At 69.3% G+C, this 16,560-nt stretch carries 16 protein-coding genes; 8 read left to right on the forward strand and 8 right to left on the reverse strand.

What is annotated here, in order from left to right:
- Positions 1-193: 193 nt before the first annotated feature.
- The 4 genes from ABB34_RS08485 to ABB34_RS08500 all read left to right on the forward strand — a co-directional run bounded on the left by ABB34_RS08485 (position 194) and on the right by ABB34_RS08500 (position 4,555).
- On the forward strand, positions 194-1,318 hold the full coding sequence (locus ABB34_RS08485) for an ABC transporter ATP-binding protein (RefSeq protein ID WP_057640883.1): 1,125 nt from the start codon (positions 194-196) through the stop codon (positions 1,316-1,318).
- The gene (locus ABB34_RS08490) at positions 1,315-2,226 is read left to right on the forward strand and encodes an ABC transporter permease subunit (protein WP_057640884.1); all 912 of its coding nucleotides are present in this window, start codon (positions 1,315-1,317) and stop codon (positions 2,224-2,226) included. Before ABB34_RS08485 ends, ABB34_RS08490 begins: the two co-directional genes overlap by 4 nt.
- Positions 2,223-3,068, forward strand: a complete 846-nt coding sequence (locus ABB34_RS08495; protein WP_057640885.1) for an ABC transporter permease subunit — start codon at positions 2,223-2,225, stop codon at positions 3,066-3,068. The genes ABB34_RS08490 and ABB34_RS08495 overlap by 4 nt, the downstream gene beginning before the upstream one ends.
- A gap of 119 nt (positions 3,069-3,187) precedes the next feature.
- Entirely contained in the window at positions 3,188-4,555 is a 1,368-nt protein-coding gene (locus ABB34_RS08500) for an NAD-dependent succinate-semialdehyde dehydrogenase (RefSeq protein WP_057640886.1), read from the forward strand.
- A gap of 70 nt (positions 4,556-4,625) precedes the next feature.
- Here ABB34_RS08500 and ABB34_RS08505 read toward each other — a convergent pair whose 3' ends face one another.
- The 7 genes from ABB34_RS08505 to ABB34_RS08535 are packed head-to-tail and all read right to left on the reverse strand — an operon-like array spanning position 4,626 to position 11,206.
- Positions 4,626-5,924 carry a M24 family metallopeptidase gene (locus ABB34_RS08505; RefSeq protein WP_057640887.1) on the reverse strand — a complete coding sequence of 433 codons (1,299 nt, stop codon included), beginning with the start codon at positions 5,922-5,924 and terminating at the stop codon, positions 4,626-4,628.
- A gap of 30 nt (positions 5,925-5,954) precedes the next feature.
- Entirely contained in the window at positions 5,955-6,962 is a 1,008-nt protein-coding gene (locus ABB34_RS08510) for a magnesium and cobalt transport protein CorA (protein ID WP_057640888.1), read from the reverse strand.
- A gap of 14 nt (positions 6,963-6,976) precedes the next feature.
- Positions 6,977-8,161: a lipoprotein N-acyltransferase Lnb domain-containing protein gene (locus ABB34_RS15700; RefSeq protein ID WP_425478972.1), complete on the reverse strand. Its 1,185-nt coding sequence runs from the start codon at positions 8,159-8,161 to the stop codon at positions 6,977-6,979.
- 20 nt (positions 8,162-8,181) lie between these two features.
- Positions 8,182-9,060 (reverse strand): CorC family transporter, encoded by an 879-nt coding sequence (locus tag ABB34_RS08520; RefSeq protein ID WP_057640889.1) that lies wholly within the window; start codon positions 9,058-9,060, stop codon positions 8,182-8,184.
- A 58-nt stretch (positions 9,061-9,118) separates the two neighbouring features.
- Complete coding sequence (locus ABB34_RS08525) at positions 9,119-9,688, reverse strand: hypothetical protein (RefSeq protein ID WP_057640890.1); 570 nt, start codon at positions 9,686-9,688, stop codon at positions 9,119-9,121.
- A 49-nt stretch (positions 9,689-9,737) separates the two neighbouring features.
- Positions 9,738-10,223, reverse strand: a complete 486-nt coding sequence (ybeY, locus tag ABB34_RS08530; protein ID WP_057640891.1) for an rRNA maturation RNase YbeY — start codon at positions 10,221-10,223, stop codon at positions 9,738-9,740.
- Positions 10,220-11,206, reverse strand: a complete 987-nt coding sequence (locus tag ABB34_RS08535) for a PhoH family protein (RefSeq protein WP_057640898.1) — start codon at positions 11,204-11,206, stop codon at positions 10,220-10,222. Before ABB34_RS08535 ends, ybeY begins: the two co-directional genes overlap by 4 nt.
- 300 nt (positions 11,207-11,506) lie before the next feature.
- Between ABB34_RS08535 and ABB34_RS08540 the strand changes: the two genes are divergently transcribed.
- The 4 genes from ABB34_RS08540 to ABB34_RS08555 are packed head-to-tail and all read left to right on the forward strand — an operon-like array spanning position 11,507 to position 15,104.
- A complete protein-coding gene (locus tag ABB34_RS08540) occupies positions 11,507-12,100 on the forward strand; it encodes a TetR/AcrR family transcriptional regulator (RefSeq protein WP_057640892.1) in 594 nt (197 codons plus the stop codon).
- Entirely contained in the window at positions 12,093-13,055 is a 963-nt protein-coding gene (locus ABB34_RS08545) for an HlyD family secretion protein (RefSeq protein WP_057640893.1), read from the forward strand. Before ABB34_RS08540 ends, ABB34_RS08545 begins: the two co-directional genes overlap by 8 nt.
- A 40-nt stretch (positions 13,056-13,095) precedes the next feature.
- Positions 13,096-14,019: an ABC transporter ATP-binding protein gene (locus ABB34_RS08550; protein WP_057640899.1), complete on the forward strand. Its 924-nt coding sequence runs from the start codon at positions 13,096-13,098 to the stop codon at positions 14,017-14,019.
- Complete coding sequence (locus tag ABB34_RS08555; RefSeq protein ID WP_057640894.1) at positions 14,016-15,104, forward strand: ABC transporter permease; 1,089 nt, start codon at positions 14,016-14,018, stop codon at positions 15,102-15,104. Before ABB34_RS08550 ends, ABB34_RS08555 begins: the two co-directional genes overlap by 4 nt.
- Before the next feature lie 241 nt (positions 15,105-15,345).
- Here the strand turns inward: ABB34_RS08555 and miaB are convergent.
- Positions 15,346-16,560 (reverse strand): tRNA (N6-isopentenyl adenosine(37)-C2)-methylthiotransferase MiaB (gene miaB / locus ABB34_RS08560; protein WP_057640895.1); only part of this gene is annotated, 1,215 nt, incomplete at its 5' end.

Genomic DNA, 16,560 nt, shown 5'->3' on the forward strand with positions numbered 1-16,560 from the left:
AAGCCCCTCTCCTGCGGGAGAGGGGGTGAGGGTCGGGGCGAAGCCCTCCCGATGTCCAACCATGCGAGGCTTCGTCCCGAACCCTCATCCGCCCCTTCGGGGCACCCTCTCCCGGAGGGAGAAGGGAATTCCGACCTGCCATGCCAAGGCGCCGGGGGCGTGGCCCCGGCCTACTTTCCACGCGGAGCCACCGATGCCCGTTGAAGCGCCCACCGCCGCCCTGACCGGCGAGCCCGGCTACCTGTCCATCCGCGACCTGCGCAAGGAGTTCGACGGCTTCGTCGCCGTCGACGACGTCAACCTCGACGTGCGCAAGGGCGAGATCTTCGCGCTGCTCGGCGGTTCGGGCAGCGGCAAGTCCACCCTGCTGCGCTGCCTGGCCGGCTTCGAGACGCCGACCAGGGGAAAAATCCTGCTCGACGGGCAGCCGATCGGCACGCTGCCGCCCTACGAGCGGCCGATCAACATGATGTTCCAGTCCTACGCGCTGTTCCCGCACATGACCGTGGAGCAGAACATCGCCTTCGGCCTCAAGCAGGACGGCATGGCCAGGGACGCCATCGCCCGCCGCGTCGGCGAGATGCTGGAGCTGGTGCAGCTGCAGAAACTGGGCAAGCGCAAGCCGCACCAGCTCTCCGGCGGCCAGCAGCAGCGCGTGGCGCTGGCGCGCTCGCTGGCCAAGGGGCCGAAGCTGCTGCTGCTGGACGAGCCGATGGGCGCGCTGGACAAGAAGCTGCGCTCGAAGATGCAGTTGGAGCTGGTCAACATCATCGAGCAGCTGGGCGTGACCTGCGTGATGGTCACCCACGACCAGGAAGAGGCGATGACCATGGCCACCCGCATCGCGGTGATGGACCAGGGCTGGATCCAGCAGATCGGCAAGCCCGATGACATCTACGAGCAGCCGGCCAACCGCTTCGTCGCCGGCTTCATCGGCTCGGTCAACCTGATCGAGGGCGTGATCGACGAGGACCTGCCCGAATACGTCACCGTGCGCACCGCCGATTTCCCGGCGCCGATCTACGTCGGCCACGGCATCACCGGCTACGAGGGCCAGCCGGTGGCGTTCGCGCTGCGCCCGGAGAAGGTGCACATCGGCAAGGACGAGCCGGAAGGCGACACCAACAAGGCGCGCGGGGTGGTCGAGGACATCGCCTATTTCGGCAGCCATTCCGTGTACCACGTGCGCCTGCCCAGCGGCGCCAGGATCATGTCCAACTTCGCCAACATGAAGCGCTGGGACAGCGACGGCATCACCTGGAACGACGAGGTCTGGGTGAGCTGGGACGACAACGACGGCGTGGTGCTGACCGCATGAACGCGAACGCGGCGAAGCGCTGGCTGCCCGGCATCCGTTCGGCGGTGATCGGCGCGCCCTACCTGTGGCTGCTGCTGTTCTTCGCGATCCCGTTCCTGATCGTGCTGAAGATCTCGTTCGCGAAGATGGCCGTGGCGATGCCGCCGTACACGTCCATCGTCGAGTACGTGGACAACGCGTTCAGCGTCAAGCTCAACCTCGGCAACTATGCCCAACTGCTGACCGACAGCCAGTACGTGGTCGCCTACCTCAGCTCGATCAGGATCGCGGTCATCTCGACCCTGCTGACCCTGCTGATCGGCTACCCGATGGCCTACGTGATCGCGCGCATGTCGCCGTCGGCGCGCAACATCGCGATGATGCTGGTGGTGCTGCCGTCGTGGACTTCGTTCCTGATCCGCGTGTATGCGTGGATCGGCATCCTCGACAGCAACGGCCTGGTCAACCGCGCGCTGATCGGCATGGGCCTGATCGACGAACCGCTGCGCATCCTCTACACCCCGCTGGCCGCCTACATCGGCATCGTCTACTGCTACCTGCCGTTCATGGTGTTGCCGCTGTACGCCAACCTGGTCAAGCTCGACCACCGCCTGCTGGAAGCGGCCTACGACCTCGGCGCCAAGCCGTGGCAGGCGTTCGTGCGCATCACCCTGCCGCTGTCGCGCGGCGGCATCGTCGCCGGCTGCATGCTGGTGATGATCCCGGCGGTGGGCGAGTTCGTGATCCCGGAGATGCTCGGCGGCCCGGACACGCTGATGATAGGCCGGGTGTTGTGGGGCGAGTTCTTCAACAACCGAGACTGGCCGCTGGCCTCGGCGGTGGCGATCGTGATGCTGCTCCTGCTGCTGGTCCCGATCGTCGTCTTCAACCGCTTCCAGCAGCGCGAGCTGGAAGGGAAGCTGGCATGAGCATGGTGCGCAACCACCGCTGGCTGGGCTGGAGCGTGCTGCTGCTCGGCTTCGCCTTCCTGTACCTGCCGATCCTGCTGCTGATGCTGTACTCGTTCAATTCCTCGCGGCTGGCGACGGTATGGGCGGGGTTTTCCACCAGGTGGTACGGCGAGCTGTTCCGCGACCGGCAGTTGCTGGAGGCGGCCTGGATCAGCCTGAAGGTGGCGTTCTGGACCGCCACCGCGGCGATGGTGCTCGGCACGCTGGCGGCGATGGCGATGACCCGCTTCCGGCGCTTCCCCGGCAAGAGCGTGTTCGGCGCGCTGGTCACCGCGCCGCTGGTGATGCCCGAGGTCATCATCGGCCTGTCGATCCTGCTGATGCTGGTGTCGATGGGCGGGCTGTTCGGGCTGCCGTCCAAGGGCGTGGTGGCGATCTGGATCGCGCACGTCACCTTCACCCTTTCCTTCGTGACGGTGGTGGTGTCCTCGCGCCTGCAGGAGCTGGACCGCTCGCTGGAAGAGGCGGCGATGGACCTGGGCGCCAACCGGGTCAAGGTGTTCTTCCTGGTCACCCTGCCGATCATCGCCCCGGCGCTGCTGTCCGGCTGGCTGCTGGCCTTCACCCTGTCGCTGGACGACGTGGTGATCGCCAGCTTCGTCGCCGGCCCCAGCTCGACCACGCTGCCGATGAAGATCTTCGCCTCGGTGCGCATGGGCGTGAGCCCGAAGATCAACGCGCTGGCCAGCCTGCTGGTGCTGGCGGTGTCGCTGGTGGCGGTGCTGGGCTGGTGGATCACGGCGCGCGCCGAGAAGCGCCGCCAGCGCGACATGCAGCTGGCGTTGCAGGACAACGGCTGACGGCTTGAATGCCCGCTCCCGAAGCGGTGCAACCTCCGGCGCCGGGAGGGGGGCTTTGAGGTGGCACTAACATGTGTGGCGTCAAAATGTCCCCCATCATTGGATGCAGGTGTGCCGACATGGCTTCGTACCAGACCATCAATCCCTTCGACGGCCGCGTCGAGCGCACGGTCGAACTGCTGAGCGCCGCCGCCGTCGAGCAGCGGCTGGCCGCAGCCGAGGCCGCGTTCCCGAGGTGGTCCGGCATGACGCTGGAACAGCGCGGCACCCTGCTGCGCAAGGCCGCTGCCGGGCTGCGTGCGCGCCGCGACGACATCCAGCACGCGATGACCGCCGAAATGGGCAAGCTGCGCGGCGAGGCGCTGGGCGAGATCGAGAAGAGTGCGGCGGCCTGCGAGTACTACGCCGACCATGCCGCCGATTATCTCGCGCCGCAGGCGATCCCGACCGAGGCGCAGCGCAGCCATGTCGTCTACCAGCCGATCGGCTGCGTGCTGGCGGTGATGCCGTGGAACTTCCCGGTCTGGCAGGTGTTCCGCTTCCTGGCGCCGTCGCTGATGGCCGGCAACGTCGCCCTGCTCAAGCACGCCAGCAACGTGCCCGGTTGCGCCGACCTGATCGCCGCGGTGCTGGCCGATGCCGGCATGCCGGCCGGCGTGTTCGACGTGCTGCACATCGACAACGACCAGGCCGCCGAGGTGCTGCGCGACCGCCGGGTCAAGGCGGTGACGCTGACCGGCAGCGAGCGCGCCGGGCGCGCGATCGCCGCCAATGCCGGCGACCAGCTGAAGAAGTGCGTGATGGAACTGGGCGGCAGCGATGCCTTCGTGGTGCTGGACGATGCCGACCTCGACGTGGCCGTCGCGGCGGCGGTGAAGTCGCGCTTCGACAATGCCGGGCAGACCTGCATCGCCGCCAAGCGCTTCGTGCTGGTCGAAGCCATCGCCGACGCCTTCGTGCAGCGCTTCGTCGAGGCGGCGAAGGCGCGCGTGTACGGCGATCCGCGGGACGCGGCCACCACGCTGGCGCCGATGGCGCGCGCCGACCTGCGCGACGGGCTGCACCGGCAAGTGCGCGATAGCATCGACAAGGGCGCCAAGGTGCTGCTGGGCTGCGAGCCCATCGCCGGCAGCCACGCCGGTTATCCGGCATCGATCCTCGACCACGTGGCGCCGGGCATGCCGGCCTATGAAGAGGAACTGTTCGGTCCGGTGGCGGCGATCCTGCGGGTGAAGGACGAGGCCGAGGCGGTGCGGGTGGCCAACGACACCGGCTTCGGCCTCGGCGGCAGCGTGTGGACGCGCGATGCCGCGCGCGGCGAGCAGGTCGCCGCGCAGCTGCAATGCGGCGCGGCCTTCGTCAACGCGGTGGTCAGGAGCGACGTACGCCTGCCGTTCGGCGGCAGCAAGCGCTCGGGCTTCGGCCGCGAGCTGGCCGAGCACGGCATCCGCGAGTTCACCAACATCAAGACCATCTATGTGGCGTAGATACGGGGCTTGCCCCGTACATGGGCCTTCCCGGTGAAGCCGCATGCGGGGCAAGCCCCGCATCTACGGTTCAACCGAAGGGATGGTCGATCGACGGGCTCTGCGGCGTCAGCAGCTCGGCACCATCGGCGGTGACGTGCAGGATGTCCTCCAGCCGCACGCCGAACTTTTCCGGGATGTAGATGCCGGGCTCGTCGCTGAAGGTCATGCCCGGTTCCAGCAGGTGCTTGTTGCCACGTACCAGGTAGTCCCACTCGTGCATGTCCATGCCGATGCCGTGGCCCAGGCGATGGCTGAAATAGCGGTAGTCCGGGCCGTAGCCGGCGTCGGTGATGACCTTGCGCGCGGCCGCGTCCAGCGCCTCCATCGCCACGCCGGGGCGCGCGGCGTCCAGCGCGGCGGTCTGCGCCTGCAGCACGATGTCGAACACGCGGCGGATGTCGTCGCCGGGTTGGCCCAGCACCACGGTGCGGGTGATGTCGCTGGTGTAGCCGTCGGCCCGGCAGCCGCCGTCGAAGATCACCGGCGTGCCTTCGACCAGGCGCTGCGGCGCGTCCGAGCCGTGCGGCGAGGCGGTGTACTTGCCGATGTTGACGTCGGCGCTGCCGCGCAGCCCGGTGCGGGCGTAGGCGGCGGCGACCAGCGCGGCGATGTCGCCCTCGGTCATGCCCGGTGCGAGCGCCTTCCACACCGCCTCGTACACCGCCAGCGTGGTCTGGTTGGCCAGCCGCATCAGCGCCATTTCCGCCGGGCTCTTGATCCGCCGGCAGCCGGCCGTGACCGGCCAGGCATCGACGAAGCGCGCGTGCGGCAGCGCATCCATGATCCCCTTGCTGCGGAAGAACGGCACGGTTTCCTCGATGCCGACGCTGCCACTGCCGGCGCCGAAGCCGCGCAGCACCTGCGCGACCAGCGCATAGGGGTCCTCGTCCTCCTGCCAGCCGCGCACGTCGTCGCCGAACTTGATCTGTTCCAGCGTGCGGCCGCGCTCGAATTCCGGGGTGACGTACACCGGCGCGCCGCTGCGCGGCAGGATCACGCCGGTCAGGCGCTCGCTGTTCCACCAGTGCATGCCGGTGAAATAGGTCAGCGAGCTGCCGGCGCCGATGAACACGGCATCGATGCGCTGTTCGTCCATCAACTGCTGCGCCCGCGCCAGGCGCTGCGCGCGCTCGGCGACGGTGATCGGCACCACCCGCTGCGCGACCGGCTGCAGGGCGCGGATGGACGCGGGCAGCGCGGCGTCGGCGCGGTCGTCGTTGCCATTGGCGGCCCGCGCCTGCCCGAGCAGGGGCAGGGCGGCGCCCAGTGCCAGCGTGTTGCGCAGGAAGCGACGGCGCGGGTGGGCGTGGGTGGTGTCGTTTTCCATGCGGTTCCCCGGGAGTGGACAGGTAGGGTGCTACAGCCAGCCGGAACGCTTGAACAGCCGGTACAGCACCACGCAGGCCGCGCCGACCACCACGATCAGCAACGGATAGGCATAGCGGCCGGCCAGCTCCGGCATGTCGGCGAAGTTCATGCCGTACCAGCTGGTGACCAGCGTCGGCGCGGCCAGCAGCGCGGCCCAGGCGCCGAGCCGCTTGACGGTTTCGCCCTGCGCCAGCGTGACCAGCGACAGGTTCACGCTCAGCGCGGTGCCGAGCATCTCGCGCAGGGTGTCGATGGCGTCGTTGACGCGTGCGGCATGGTCCTGCACGTCGCGCAGGTACAGCCGCGCCTCCTCGTGCAGCAACTGCGCCGGGTTGCGCTGCAACTGCGCCAGCGCGTCCTGCAACGGCGCCACCGCCAGCCGCATCTTGTTGAGCTCGCGCTTGAGTTCGTACAGGCGCACCACGGTGCGGCGCCGGTAGCTCTCGGCGAAGATGTCCTTCTCCAGCAGATCCAGGGTGTCGCGGAAGCTGTCGGTGATCGGCAGGTAGTTGTCGACGATGGCGTCGAGCACCGCGTACAGGCAGAACGACGGCCCCAGCGCCAGCAGCGCCGGTTCGCGTTCCAGCCGCGCGCGCACCGGGGCATACGACATCGAGGCGCCGTGGCGCACCGTCACCAGGTAGCGCGCGCCGAGGAAGGCATGGGTTTCGCCGTAGTGGATGCGCTCGTCCAGCACCTGCGCGGTCTGCACCACCACGAACAGCGAGTCGCCGTAGACCTCCACCTTGGGCCGCTGGTGGGCCTTGAGGGCGTCCTCGATGGCCAGGTCGTGCAGGCCGAACTCCTCCTGCACCTTGGCCAGCACTGCATCGTCCGGCTCGTACAGGCCGATCCAGACGAAACCCTGCGCCTGATCGCGCAGGGTTTCGCCGATGTCGTCCAGCGCGATCGGCCGCGGCTTGCCGGCGGCGTCGTAGCAGATGCAGTTGATGACGCAGGGCGGGTTGCTGGAGGACGAAGCGGTGCCGGTTTCCATGCCGGCATCGTGCCTCAGCCGGTGCCGGCCGCCAAGCCGCGCCGGCCCAGCACCAGCGCCAATGCCAGGTGGACGGGCAGCAGCAGCACGATCCACTGCATGTTGAACTGCGCCTGCAACGACAGCCAGTGCAGCGGCAGCGACAGCGTGGCGATGGCGGCCACCGCCCACAGCAGCCGCGCGAACCAGCGCCCCGGCTGGCGCCCGCGCAGCAGGCGCCATGCGCCGGGCAGCAGCGCCAGCGCCAGCGGGCAGAGCAGCAGCAGGTTGCGGTTGGCCCAGGCGGCGCGGTGCTCGCTGAAGCCCCACAGCCAGGCCAGCAGCAGGCCGGCGCCGCCGCAGAACAGCCAGAACGGCAACGCGAAGCCGCCCAGCACGCGGCGGCGGCCGCGCGCTGCGAAAACCAGCCCGGCGCCGGCAAGGCCGAGCAGCAGCCACGGCCACCACGGCCGCAGTTGCTCGGCCGGTTCCGGCGGCAGGCGCTGCGGCAGCAGTTCCCGCTCGTCGCGCACCAGTGGCCGGCCGGCCGCGTTGCGGGCCTCGCGCAGGCCGTCGGCCAGCCGCATCGGCACGAACGCCTCCTGCCAGCGCGACAGCGGCTGGTCGGCCCACGGCCCCAGCCCGAGGTCGAAGCCCAGCCACATCCACGGCGACGGCGAGGCCAGCCGCACCGCCTCGCTGCGGTAGCTGTTGCCGCGCGAACGGCCGGCCAGCTGCGCGCGCAGGCTGCCGCCCATCGCGCGGTCGAGCGCGTCGCGCACCATCGTCGAGCAGTTGGCGGTGAAGTAGTCGTAGCGGTAGCGCGCGTTCTCGGGGCGCGCGCGCTCGGCCAGGTCGGCGGCCAGCGCGCGCGCCTGCGGCGGCGGCAGGTCCAGCCACTGGATGGAGACGCCGCGCCCGGCGTCGCGGTACTGGGCCAGGTCTTCCTCCAGCGGCAGCGCGACGAGGTAGTACATCATCCGCCCGCGGACGAAGTTGCCGACGAAATCCGTTTCGGAGGGATCGAAGAAGCCGAAGTTGTAGGACGTGGCGCGGCCGCCGTCCGGGTCGGCCACGACCAGCGCGTCATGGCCGAAGCGCTCGAAGAACACTTCGCCCGGCTGCATCGTCACCACGCCGATGCGTGGCGCGGTGGCATCGTCATCGGCGGCGCAGGCGCTGCCGGCGAACAGCGCGCACAGCAGCAACAGGCACGGCAGCAGGCGGTGCAGGCGGGCGTTCACTCGTCGTCCCGGGTGTCGGGCGGCAGCACGGTGACGTGGAACGCCTGCACCCGCCGCGCGTTGGCGCGGGCGACGCGGAACACGAAGCGGTCCAGGGTGAGCTCGTCGCCGATCTCGGGCAGGTGGCCGGTGGCCTCGGTGACCAGCCCGCCGATGGTGTCGTAGTCGTCGTCGGAGAAGGTCGCGCCGAAGCGCTCGTTGAAGTCCTCGATCGCGGTCAGCGCGTCGACCACGTAGCGGCCGTCGGCCTGTATCGCGATCTGCGCGGTATGGTCCTCGGTCTCGTCGTGCTCGTCGTCGATCTGGCCGACGATCTGCTCCAGCACGTCCTCGATGGTGACCAGCCCGGCCACGCCGCCGTATTCGTCGACCACGATCGCCATGTGGTTGCGCGAGAGCCGGAACTCCTTGAGCAGCACGTTGAGCTTCTTCGACTCGGGGATCAGCACCGCCGGCCGCAGCAGTTCGTGCAGGCTGCCGTGGCGGCCGCCGGCGAGGGCACCGCGCAGCAGGTCCTTGGCCAGCAGGATGCCGAGCACGTCGTCCTTGTTCTCGCCGTGCACGGGGAAGCGCGAGTGGCCGGACTCGACCACCTGCTCCATCAGTTCCGGGAACGGGCGCTCGGCCGGCAGCGACACCATCTGCGAGCGCGGGATCATCACGTCGCCGACGGTCAGCTCGGCCACCGCGATGGCGCCTTCCATCATGCGCAGGGTATCGGCGGCGATCAGGCCGTCCTGCTGGGCCGTCTGCAGCACGGCCACCAGTTCGTCGCGGGTGTGGGGTTCGCCGGAAAAGGCCGCGCTCAGGCGTTCGAGCCAGTTGCGCTTCTTCTCGCCAGGTTCCGGCGCGGTACTACTGTCGTCTTCGGACATTGCTTCGGTCGTTGCGCCCGGTGCGCGGGCGGTGGCGGGAAGTCTAGCAGGAGGCCGTTCAGGCCGGCGGCGTGGCCTTGGCCGCGCCTGACGCGGCATCCGGCGCTTCGTCCTCGGCCGGCAGGTCGAGGCTGTAGGTGCAGCCGGCCAGGGTCTTGCCGGGGTGCGATTTGACGTTGGACACGCTCAGGATCACCGATTCGATCATCGGCTCGCCGGTTTCGGCATCGACCACGTCGCGGCTGACCAGCTCGCGCCCGGCCATGAACTTGCCGTCGGCGTCGTAGCCGGTTTCCAGCTTCAGTTCGTCGGCCAGCGGGTGCGGGTCGGGCAGGTCGAGCAGGGCGACGATGCTGGCGCCGGCCATCGCGATGTGGTCGGCGCGGCGGCCGAACACGCTGATGGGCTCGTTCAGCACGTACTCGTTCATGAACAGGTTGCCCTGCGGCAGCGGCCGCCAGCCCAGCGCCACCGCCTTGAGCGGGTCGGCGGCGATCGGCGCCAGCGCGGTGAACTCGCTGACGCTCTGCCGGCACTCGATCAGCGCCGGCAGGTCGATGGCCGGTTCGGCCCGGGCCGTGGCCGGCAGGGCGGCGAGCAGGGCGAGGGGGAAGAAGAGGTTTTTCATCAATCTGGCGTCCGGATCAGGCGGCAGGAAGGAAAATGCGGGGACGCGCTCAGCGCTCGCCGGCATACGGGTCGGCGATGCCGAGGTCGGCGAGGATCTCGCGCTCCAGTTGCTCCATCGCCTCGGCTTCCCTGTCGTCCTCGTGGTCCCAGCCCAGCAGGTGCAGCACGCCATGCACGGTCAGGTGCGCGTAGTGGGCGCGCAGCGGCTTGCCCTGCTCGGCGGCCTCGCGGGCCACCACCGGCGCGCAGATCACCAGGTCGCCCAGCAGCGGGAACTTGACGCCCTTGGGCAGGCCTTCGGGCAGCTCGGCGGGGAAGCTGAGCACGTTGGTGGCGTAGTCCTTGCCGCGGTAGTGGTGGTTCAGCGCCTGGCCTTCCTTCGTATCGACCAGGCGGATGGCGAGGTCGGCCTCGCGGATGCGCCCTTTCAACGCGGCGGCCACCCACTTGCGGAAACTCGCCGCCGCCGGCAGCCCGGCGCGGGGCAGGGCATAGCTGACGGCGACGTCCAGTTGCACGGGGCCTTTTGTCATTCTTCCGCTCCGGGCTTGACCCGCTGCAGGTCGCGGTGGTCGTAGGCGCTGACGATGCGCGCCACCAGCGGGTGGCGCACCACGTCGCGCGATTCGAAGAAGGTGAAGCTCACGCCTTCCACACCGCGCAGCACCTCGATGGCATCGCGCAGGCCGGACTTGACGTGCTTGGGCAGGTCGGTCTGGGTGAGGTCGCCGGTGACCACCGCGGTGGAGCCGAAGCCGAGCCGGGTCAGGAACATCTTCATCTGCTCGATGGTGGTGTTCTGCGCCTCGTCGAGGATCACGAAGGCATCGTTGAGCGTGCGCCCGCGCATGTAGGCCAGCGGCGCGATCTCGATGACGTTCTTTTCCAGCAGCTTGGCGACTTTTTCCACGCCGAGCATCTCGTACAGCGCGTCGTACAGCGGGCGCAGGTAGGGATCGACCTTCTGCGACAGGTCGCCGGGCAGGAAGCCGAGCTTCTCGCCGGCCTCCACCGCCGGGCGCACCAGGATCAGCCGCTGCACCCGCGATTCGTTCAGCGCCTCCACCGCCATCGCCACGGCAAGGAAGGTCTTGCCGGTGCCGGCCGGGCCGACGCCGAAGTTGATGTCGTGGGTGGCGATCTGGTGCAGGTACTTGGACTGGTTGGCGCCGCGCCCGCGCACGGTGCCGCGCTTGACCTTGATCGCCACTTCCTGCGCCTCGTAGGTGCGTTCGGCCACCTGCGCGACGTTGGCGCGGTTCAGCCGCAGGTGGATGGCGTGGCTGTCGAACACGGTTTCGCCGGCCTCGGCATACAGCGCCTCGAGCAGCTTCCCGGCTTCGGCGGCAGTCCTGCCGGGGCCGCTGACGCGGAATACGTGGCCGCGGTTGGCGATCTCCACGCCCAGGGCCAGTTCGATCTGGCGCAGGTGTTCGTCGAACGGGCCGGAAAGGTTGGCCAGGCGCTCGTTGTCGGCCGGTTCCAGGGTGAAGTCGTGGTGGGTGATGGCGGTCATGGGCAAGGAGATGGTGCCGGTGCGCACGGTATCAATGCCGCGGCGCGCAGGCGGCATTGTCTCACTTTCGCCGTGGCCCCTCCGGCAGGGCGGTTCGCGTCCATGAACCGGGTGCATCCCGATTCGGTCGTTGAAATTTAATTGTTCATTGAATTAAATGATGCGATGAAGCGAACCGCATCCACGACTTCCGGCCCGGGCAGACGCGCGGCAGCCCCGCTCGAAGCACCGGCAAAACCCGTTGCCAGCTCCCCGCGCAAGCGCACGCCGGGGCGGCGGCCCACCGCCGATGCCGTCGACTTGCGCGAACGGCTGCTGGACGCGGCGCTGGCCTGCTTCGCCGCGCGGGGCATAAGTGCCACTTCGCTGCGCGACATCGCCCGCCGCGCCGGGGTGACGCCGGCGCTGGTGCATTACTACTTCGGCGACAAGCTGCAGTTGCAGCAGGCGGTGGTGGCCGAGCGGCTGTGGCCGGTGATGGCGCAGGTGCATGCCGGGGTGGGCGAGGCAGGCGACGACGTGGCTGCGCTGGTGGCCGCCTTCGTCAACGGCATCACCCGCGCGGTGGCCGCGCATCCGTGGCTGCCGACGCTGTGGGTGCGCGAAATCCTCTGCGAAGGCGGTGCATTGCGCGAGGTGATGATCGAACGGATCGGCCCGCTGCTGCCGCAGCTGCTGGCCGAGCGTTTCACGGTGGCGCAACGGGCCGGGCAGCTCAATCCGCGGCTGGACCCGCGCCTGATGGTGGTGTCGATGGTGGGGCTGACGATGTTCCCGCTGGCCAGCGCGCCGATCTGGCAGCAGTTGTTCGGCACGGGCGAACTGGGGGCCGACGTGGTGCAGCGCCATGCGCTGGCATTGTTGACGCAGGGACTGGAGCTGGAACATGGCTGATCGACGCATTCCCGCCACGGCGTTGCTGGCCGTGCTGCTGGCCGGTTGTTCGCGGCAGCCGCCACAGGCGCTGGGCACGCTGGAATGGGACCGGGTGACGTTGCCGGCGCCGGCTTCGGAGCGCATCGTGCGGATCGACGTGCGCGAAGGCCAGCAGGTCGCCGCGGGCGCACCGCTGCTGCAACTCGAACCGACGCACACCGCATCGCAACTGGCGGCACTGCAGGCGCAAACGGCGCAACGTAGCGCCGCGTTGTCGGAACTGCGCCACGGCCCGCGCACGGAGGATATCGCCCGGGCCCGCGCCGCCCTGGCCGCCGCGCACGCACAGGCACGCGAAGCGCAGGCCTACCATTCGCGCCTGCAACCGCTGGCCCCGCGGCAACTGGTCGCCGCGGCGGAGCTGGACCGTGCCCGCGCCGCCGCGCAGAGCGCGCAGGCGCAGGTGCGGCAGGCCGAGGCGGCCTTGGCCGAATTGCTGCACGGCAGCCGTTCCGAACAGGTGGCGCAGGGCGAGGCCGCCGTGGCATCGGCCGAAGCCAGCGCGGCAGCGCAGACGGTGTTGCTGGACAAGCTGGCGCTGGTCGCGCCGCGCGCCGGCCGGGTGGACAGCCTGCCGTACAAGCTCGGCGACCAGCCGGCCGCGGGCGCGCCACTGGTGGTCCTGCTGGTCGGCGAGGCGCCGTATGCGCGGGTCTACCTGCCGCAGGCGCTGCGCAACCGCGTGCAGGTGGGCGACACGCTGCGCGTGCAGGTGCAGGGGCAAGCGACGGAACAGGTGTTCGCCGGGCGCGTGCGCATGATCCGCAGCGAGCCGGTGTTCACCCCGTATTTCGCGTTGACCGGGCAGGACGCCGAACGCCTGAGCTACCTGGCCGAAATCAGCCTGGGCAAGGACGCGGCCACGCTGCCGGTGGGCGCGCCGGTGCAGGTCGTGGCCGATGCCGCGTATTGAGCATGCCGCGATGGCGGACGACCTCGCCGACGATCTCGCCATCCGCGCGCGCGGCCTGAGCAAGCGGTTCGGCGCACTCACCGCGGTGGATGGCGTCGACCTGGACGTGCCGCGCCGGCAGGTCTACGGCTTCCTCGGCCCGAACGGCTCGGGCAAGTCCACCACCATCCGCATGTTGTGCGGCCTGCTCACGCCCAGCGCGGGCGAGATCGACGTGCTGGGCCTGCGCATTCCCGAACAGGCCGAGGCGCTGCGCAGCCGCATCGGCTACATGACGCAGAAGTTCTCGCTGTTCGACGACCTGAGCGTGCGCGAGAACCTGGAATTCCTCGCCGCCGTGCACGACATGCCCAGGGCGCCGGCGCGCCGGCGCATCGACGAACTGGTCGAGCAATACCATTTCCAGGACCGGCAGAAGCAGTTGGCCGGCACCATGAGCGGCGGCCAGAAGCAGCGCTTGGCGCTGGCCGCCGCGGTGATCCATCAGCCGGAGCTGCTGTTCCTCGACGAACCGACCAGCGCGGTTGATCCTGAATCGCGCCGCGATTTCTGGGAGAAGCTCTTCGAGCTGGCCGATGCCGGCACCACGCTGCTGGTATCGACGCATTACATGGACGAGGCCGAGCGCTGCCACCGCATCGCCATCCTCGACCACGGCATGCTGGTCGCCGATGGCACGCCGGCCGACCTCGCCGCGCAACTGGCCGGGCGCACGCTGGTGGTCGAGGCGGACCAACCCCGGCAGGCGGCGCGGGTGCTGTCGGCCTGCGCGGGCGTGACCAGCGTGGCGCAGGTCGGCAACAGCCTGCGCGTGCTGCTGGCCGACGAAAATGCCGGAACGCCCCTGGCCGATGCGCTGCGCGCGGCAGGCATCGCCGCCCGCATCCATCCGCAACCCGCCAGCCTGGAAGACGTGTTCGTCGCCACCACCCGCCGCCGGCATGCCGCCGGGGAGGACGCATGAAGCTGCGGCGCCTGCTAGGGGTGATGGCCAAGGAGGTGCGGCAGATGCGGCGCGACCGCATCACCCTGGCGATGATCATCGGCATCCCGGTGATGCAGTTGCTGCTGTTCGGCTATGCGATCAACACCAACCTGCGCGACCTGTCCGCCGGCTTCGCCGACCAGGCCCGTACCTCGGCCTCGCGCATGCTGGCGCACGACATCGTCGCCACCGGCGTGGTGACGCCCGTGCTGGAGGCGGAAACGCCGCAGCAACTGCTGGAGGCGATGCGGCGCGGGAAAATCAGCATCGGCATCGTCATCCCGCCCGATTACGAGCGGCGCCGCACCGAAGGCCGCGAGGCCTTGCAGATACTGGTCGATGGCAGCGACAACGCGGTGCAGAGCGCGGCGGCGCAGCTGGCGCGGATGCCGCTGGATGGCAGCGGCTTCAATCCGCTGGCGGCCGGCAGCATCGGCGTGGTCGGCTTCTACAACCCGCAGCGCAGCTCGGCGGCCAACATCGTGCCGGGACTGGTGGGGGTGATCCTGACCATGACGATGGTGTTGTTCACCGCGGTGGCGATCGTGCGCGAACGCGAGCGCGGCAACATGGAGCTGCTGATCGCCACGCCGCTGACCAGCGCCGAGCTGATGGTCGGCAAGGTCGTTCCCTACGTGGTCGTCGGGCTGGTGCAGACCAGCATGGTGCTGGCGCTGGGCACGTGGCTGTTCCACGTGCCGCTGGGTGGCAGCCTGCTGGACGTGTTCGTCGCCGCCGCCCTGCTGATCGTCGCCAACCTGGCGCTGGGCCTGCTGATCTCCACCCGCGCGCAATCGCAGTTCCAGGCGATGCAGATGACCTTCTTCCTGTTCCTGCCGTCGATCCTGCTGTCCGGCTTCATGTTCCCGTTCGCCGGCATGCCGCGCCCGGTGCAATGGCTGGCCGAAGTGCTGCCGCTGACCCACTTCCTGCGCCTGATCCGCGGCGTGATGCTGCGCGGCGCCAGCCTGTGGGAGTTGTGGCCGGACGCGCTGGCGCTGCTGGCCTTCAGCGCGGTGATGATGGCCGGGGCGATCCTGCGTTTCCGCAAGCGGCTGGATTGATCGGGCGACAAGGGGGTTTCCACATCGCATGTGGATGCGCGCGCGATGAAGTTGTGGATAACCGCGTGCGGGACAGGTGCGGCAAGGGTTTGGGTCGCGTGGTGAAAAATTGACCGCGACGAAGGTCGGCACGAGCGCCTCTCGTAGGCACCGGGCTTGCCCGGTGCGGGGCTTTATCGGGGAAGCTCCATGCGGGGCAAGCCCCGCATCTACGGATGTGGGAGCGAGCCAGGCTCGCGATTCAAGCCTGGTCGGTCACCACCCGCCCGCGCAGCGAGTTGCTCAACGCCTCGGTGATGACCACGTCGACGAACTGGCCGATCAGGCGCGGGTGGCCGGGGAAGTTCACCGAGCGCATGTTCTCGGTCTTGCCGGTCAGTTCGTTGGCGTCCTTGCGCGAGGGGCCCTCGACCAGCACGGTCTGCACGCTGCCGACCATCTTCTTCGAGATGCCGGCGGCATACTCGTTGATGTGTGCCTGCAGGCGCGACAGCCGCGCGTGCTTCTCGGCCTCCGAGGTGGTGTCCTCCAGGTCGGCGGCAGGCGTCCCCGGGCGGCGCGAATAGATGAAGGAGAAGCTCTGGTCGAAGCCCACGTCCTCGATCAGCTTCATGGTCTTCTCGAAGTCGGCCTCGGTCTCGCCGGGGAAGCCGACGATGAAGTCCGAGCTGATCGAGATGTCCGGGCGCACCGCGCGCAGCTTGCGGATCTTGGCCTTGAACTCCAGCGCGGTGTAGCCGCGCTTCATCGCGCTGAGCACGCGGTCGCTGCCGGCCTGCACCGGCAGGTGCAGGTAGTTGGCCAGCTTGGGCACGTCGCGGTAGGCGTCCACCAGCGAGTCGGAGAACTCCAGCGGATGCGAGGTGGTGAAGCGGATGCGGCCGATGCCGTCGATCTCGGCGATGGTGCGGATCAGCAGCCCCAGGTCCGCCAGTTCCCCATCGCCATACGGCCCGCGATAGGCGTTGACGTTCTGCCCGAGCAGGTTGATCTCGCGCACGCCCTGCGCGGCCAGTTGCACGCACTCGACCACCACGTCCTCGAACGGGCGGCTGACCTCGGTGCCGCGGGTATAGGGCACCACGCAGAACGAGCAGTACTTGGAGCAGCCTTCCATGATCGACACGAATGCCGAGGGGCCCTCGGCGCGCGGCTCGGGCAGGCGGTCGAACTTCTCGATCTCGGGGAAGCTGATGTCCACCTGCGGCCGGTTCTGCTCGCGGCGGGCGCGGATCAGCTCGGGCAGGCGGTGCAGGGTCTGCGGGCCGAACACCAGATCGACATACGGCGCGCGCTTGACGATGGCCTCGCCCTCCTGCGAGGCGACGCAGCCGCCGACGCCGATGATGACCTCGCGGCCGCCGGCCTTCAGCTCCTTCCAGCGGCCGAGCTGGCTGAACACCTTCTCCTGCGCCTTCTCGCGGATCGAGCAGGTGTTGACCAGCACCACGTCGGC

Origin of the sequence: Stenotrophomonas daejeonensis (assembly GCF_001431505.1) — a bacterium.
GTDB classification, from domain to species: Bacteria; Pseudomonadota; Gammaproteobacteria; order Xanthomonadales; family Xanthomonadaceae; genus Stenotrophomonas; species Stenotrophomonas daejeonensis.

Coding starts and splice junctions, on each gene's coding strand:
- ABB34_RS08520 (WP_057640889.1), bottom strand. CDS start 9,060: ATGTCCGAAGACGACAGTAGTACCGCGCCGGAACCTGGCGAGAAGAAG.
- ABB34_RS08545 (WP_057640893.1), top strand. CDS start 12,093: ATGGCTGATCGACGCATTCCCGCCACGGCGTTGCTGGCCGTGCTGCTG.
- ABB34_RS08525 (WP_057640890.1), bottom strand. CDS start 9,688: ATGAAAAACCTCTTCTTCCCCCTCGCCCTGCTCGCCGCCCTGCCGGCC.
- ABB34_RS08485 (WP_057640883.1), top strand. CDS start 194: ATGCCCGTTGAAGCGCCCACCGCCGCCCTGACCGGCGAGCCCGGCTAC.
- ybeY (WP_057640891.1), bottom strand. CDS start 10,223: ATGACAAAAGGCCCCGTGCAACTGGACGTCGCCGTCAGCTATGCCCTG.
- ABB34_RS08510 (WP_057640888.1), bottom strand. CDS start 6,962: ATGGAAACCGGCACCGCTTCGTCCTCCAGCAACCCGCCCTGCGTCATC.
- ABB34_RS08505 (WP_057640887.1), bottom strand. CDS start 5,924: ATGGAAAACGACACCACCCACGCCCACCCGCGCCGTCGCTTCCTGCGC.
- ABB34_RS08535 (WP_057640898.1), bottom strand. CDS start 11,206: ATGACCGCCATCACCCACCACGACTTCACCCTGGAACCGGCCGACAAC.
- ABB34_RS08495 (WP_057640885.1), top strand. CDS start 2,223: ATGAGCATGGTGCGCAACCACCGCTGGCTGGGCTGGAGCGTGCTGCTG.
- ABB34_RS08490 (WP_057640884.1), top strand. CDS start 1,315: ATGAACGCGAACGCGGCGAAGCGCTGGCTGCCCGGCATCCGTTCGGCG.
- ABB34_RS08555 (WP_057640894.1), top strand. CDS start 14,016: ATGAAGCTGCGGCGCCTGCTAGGGGTGATGGCCAAGGAGGTGCGGCAG.
- ABB34_RS08500 (WP_057640886.1), top strand. CDS start 3,188: ATGGCTTCGTACCAGACCATCAATCCCTTCGACGGCCGCGTCGAGCGC.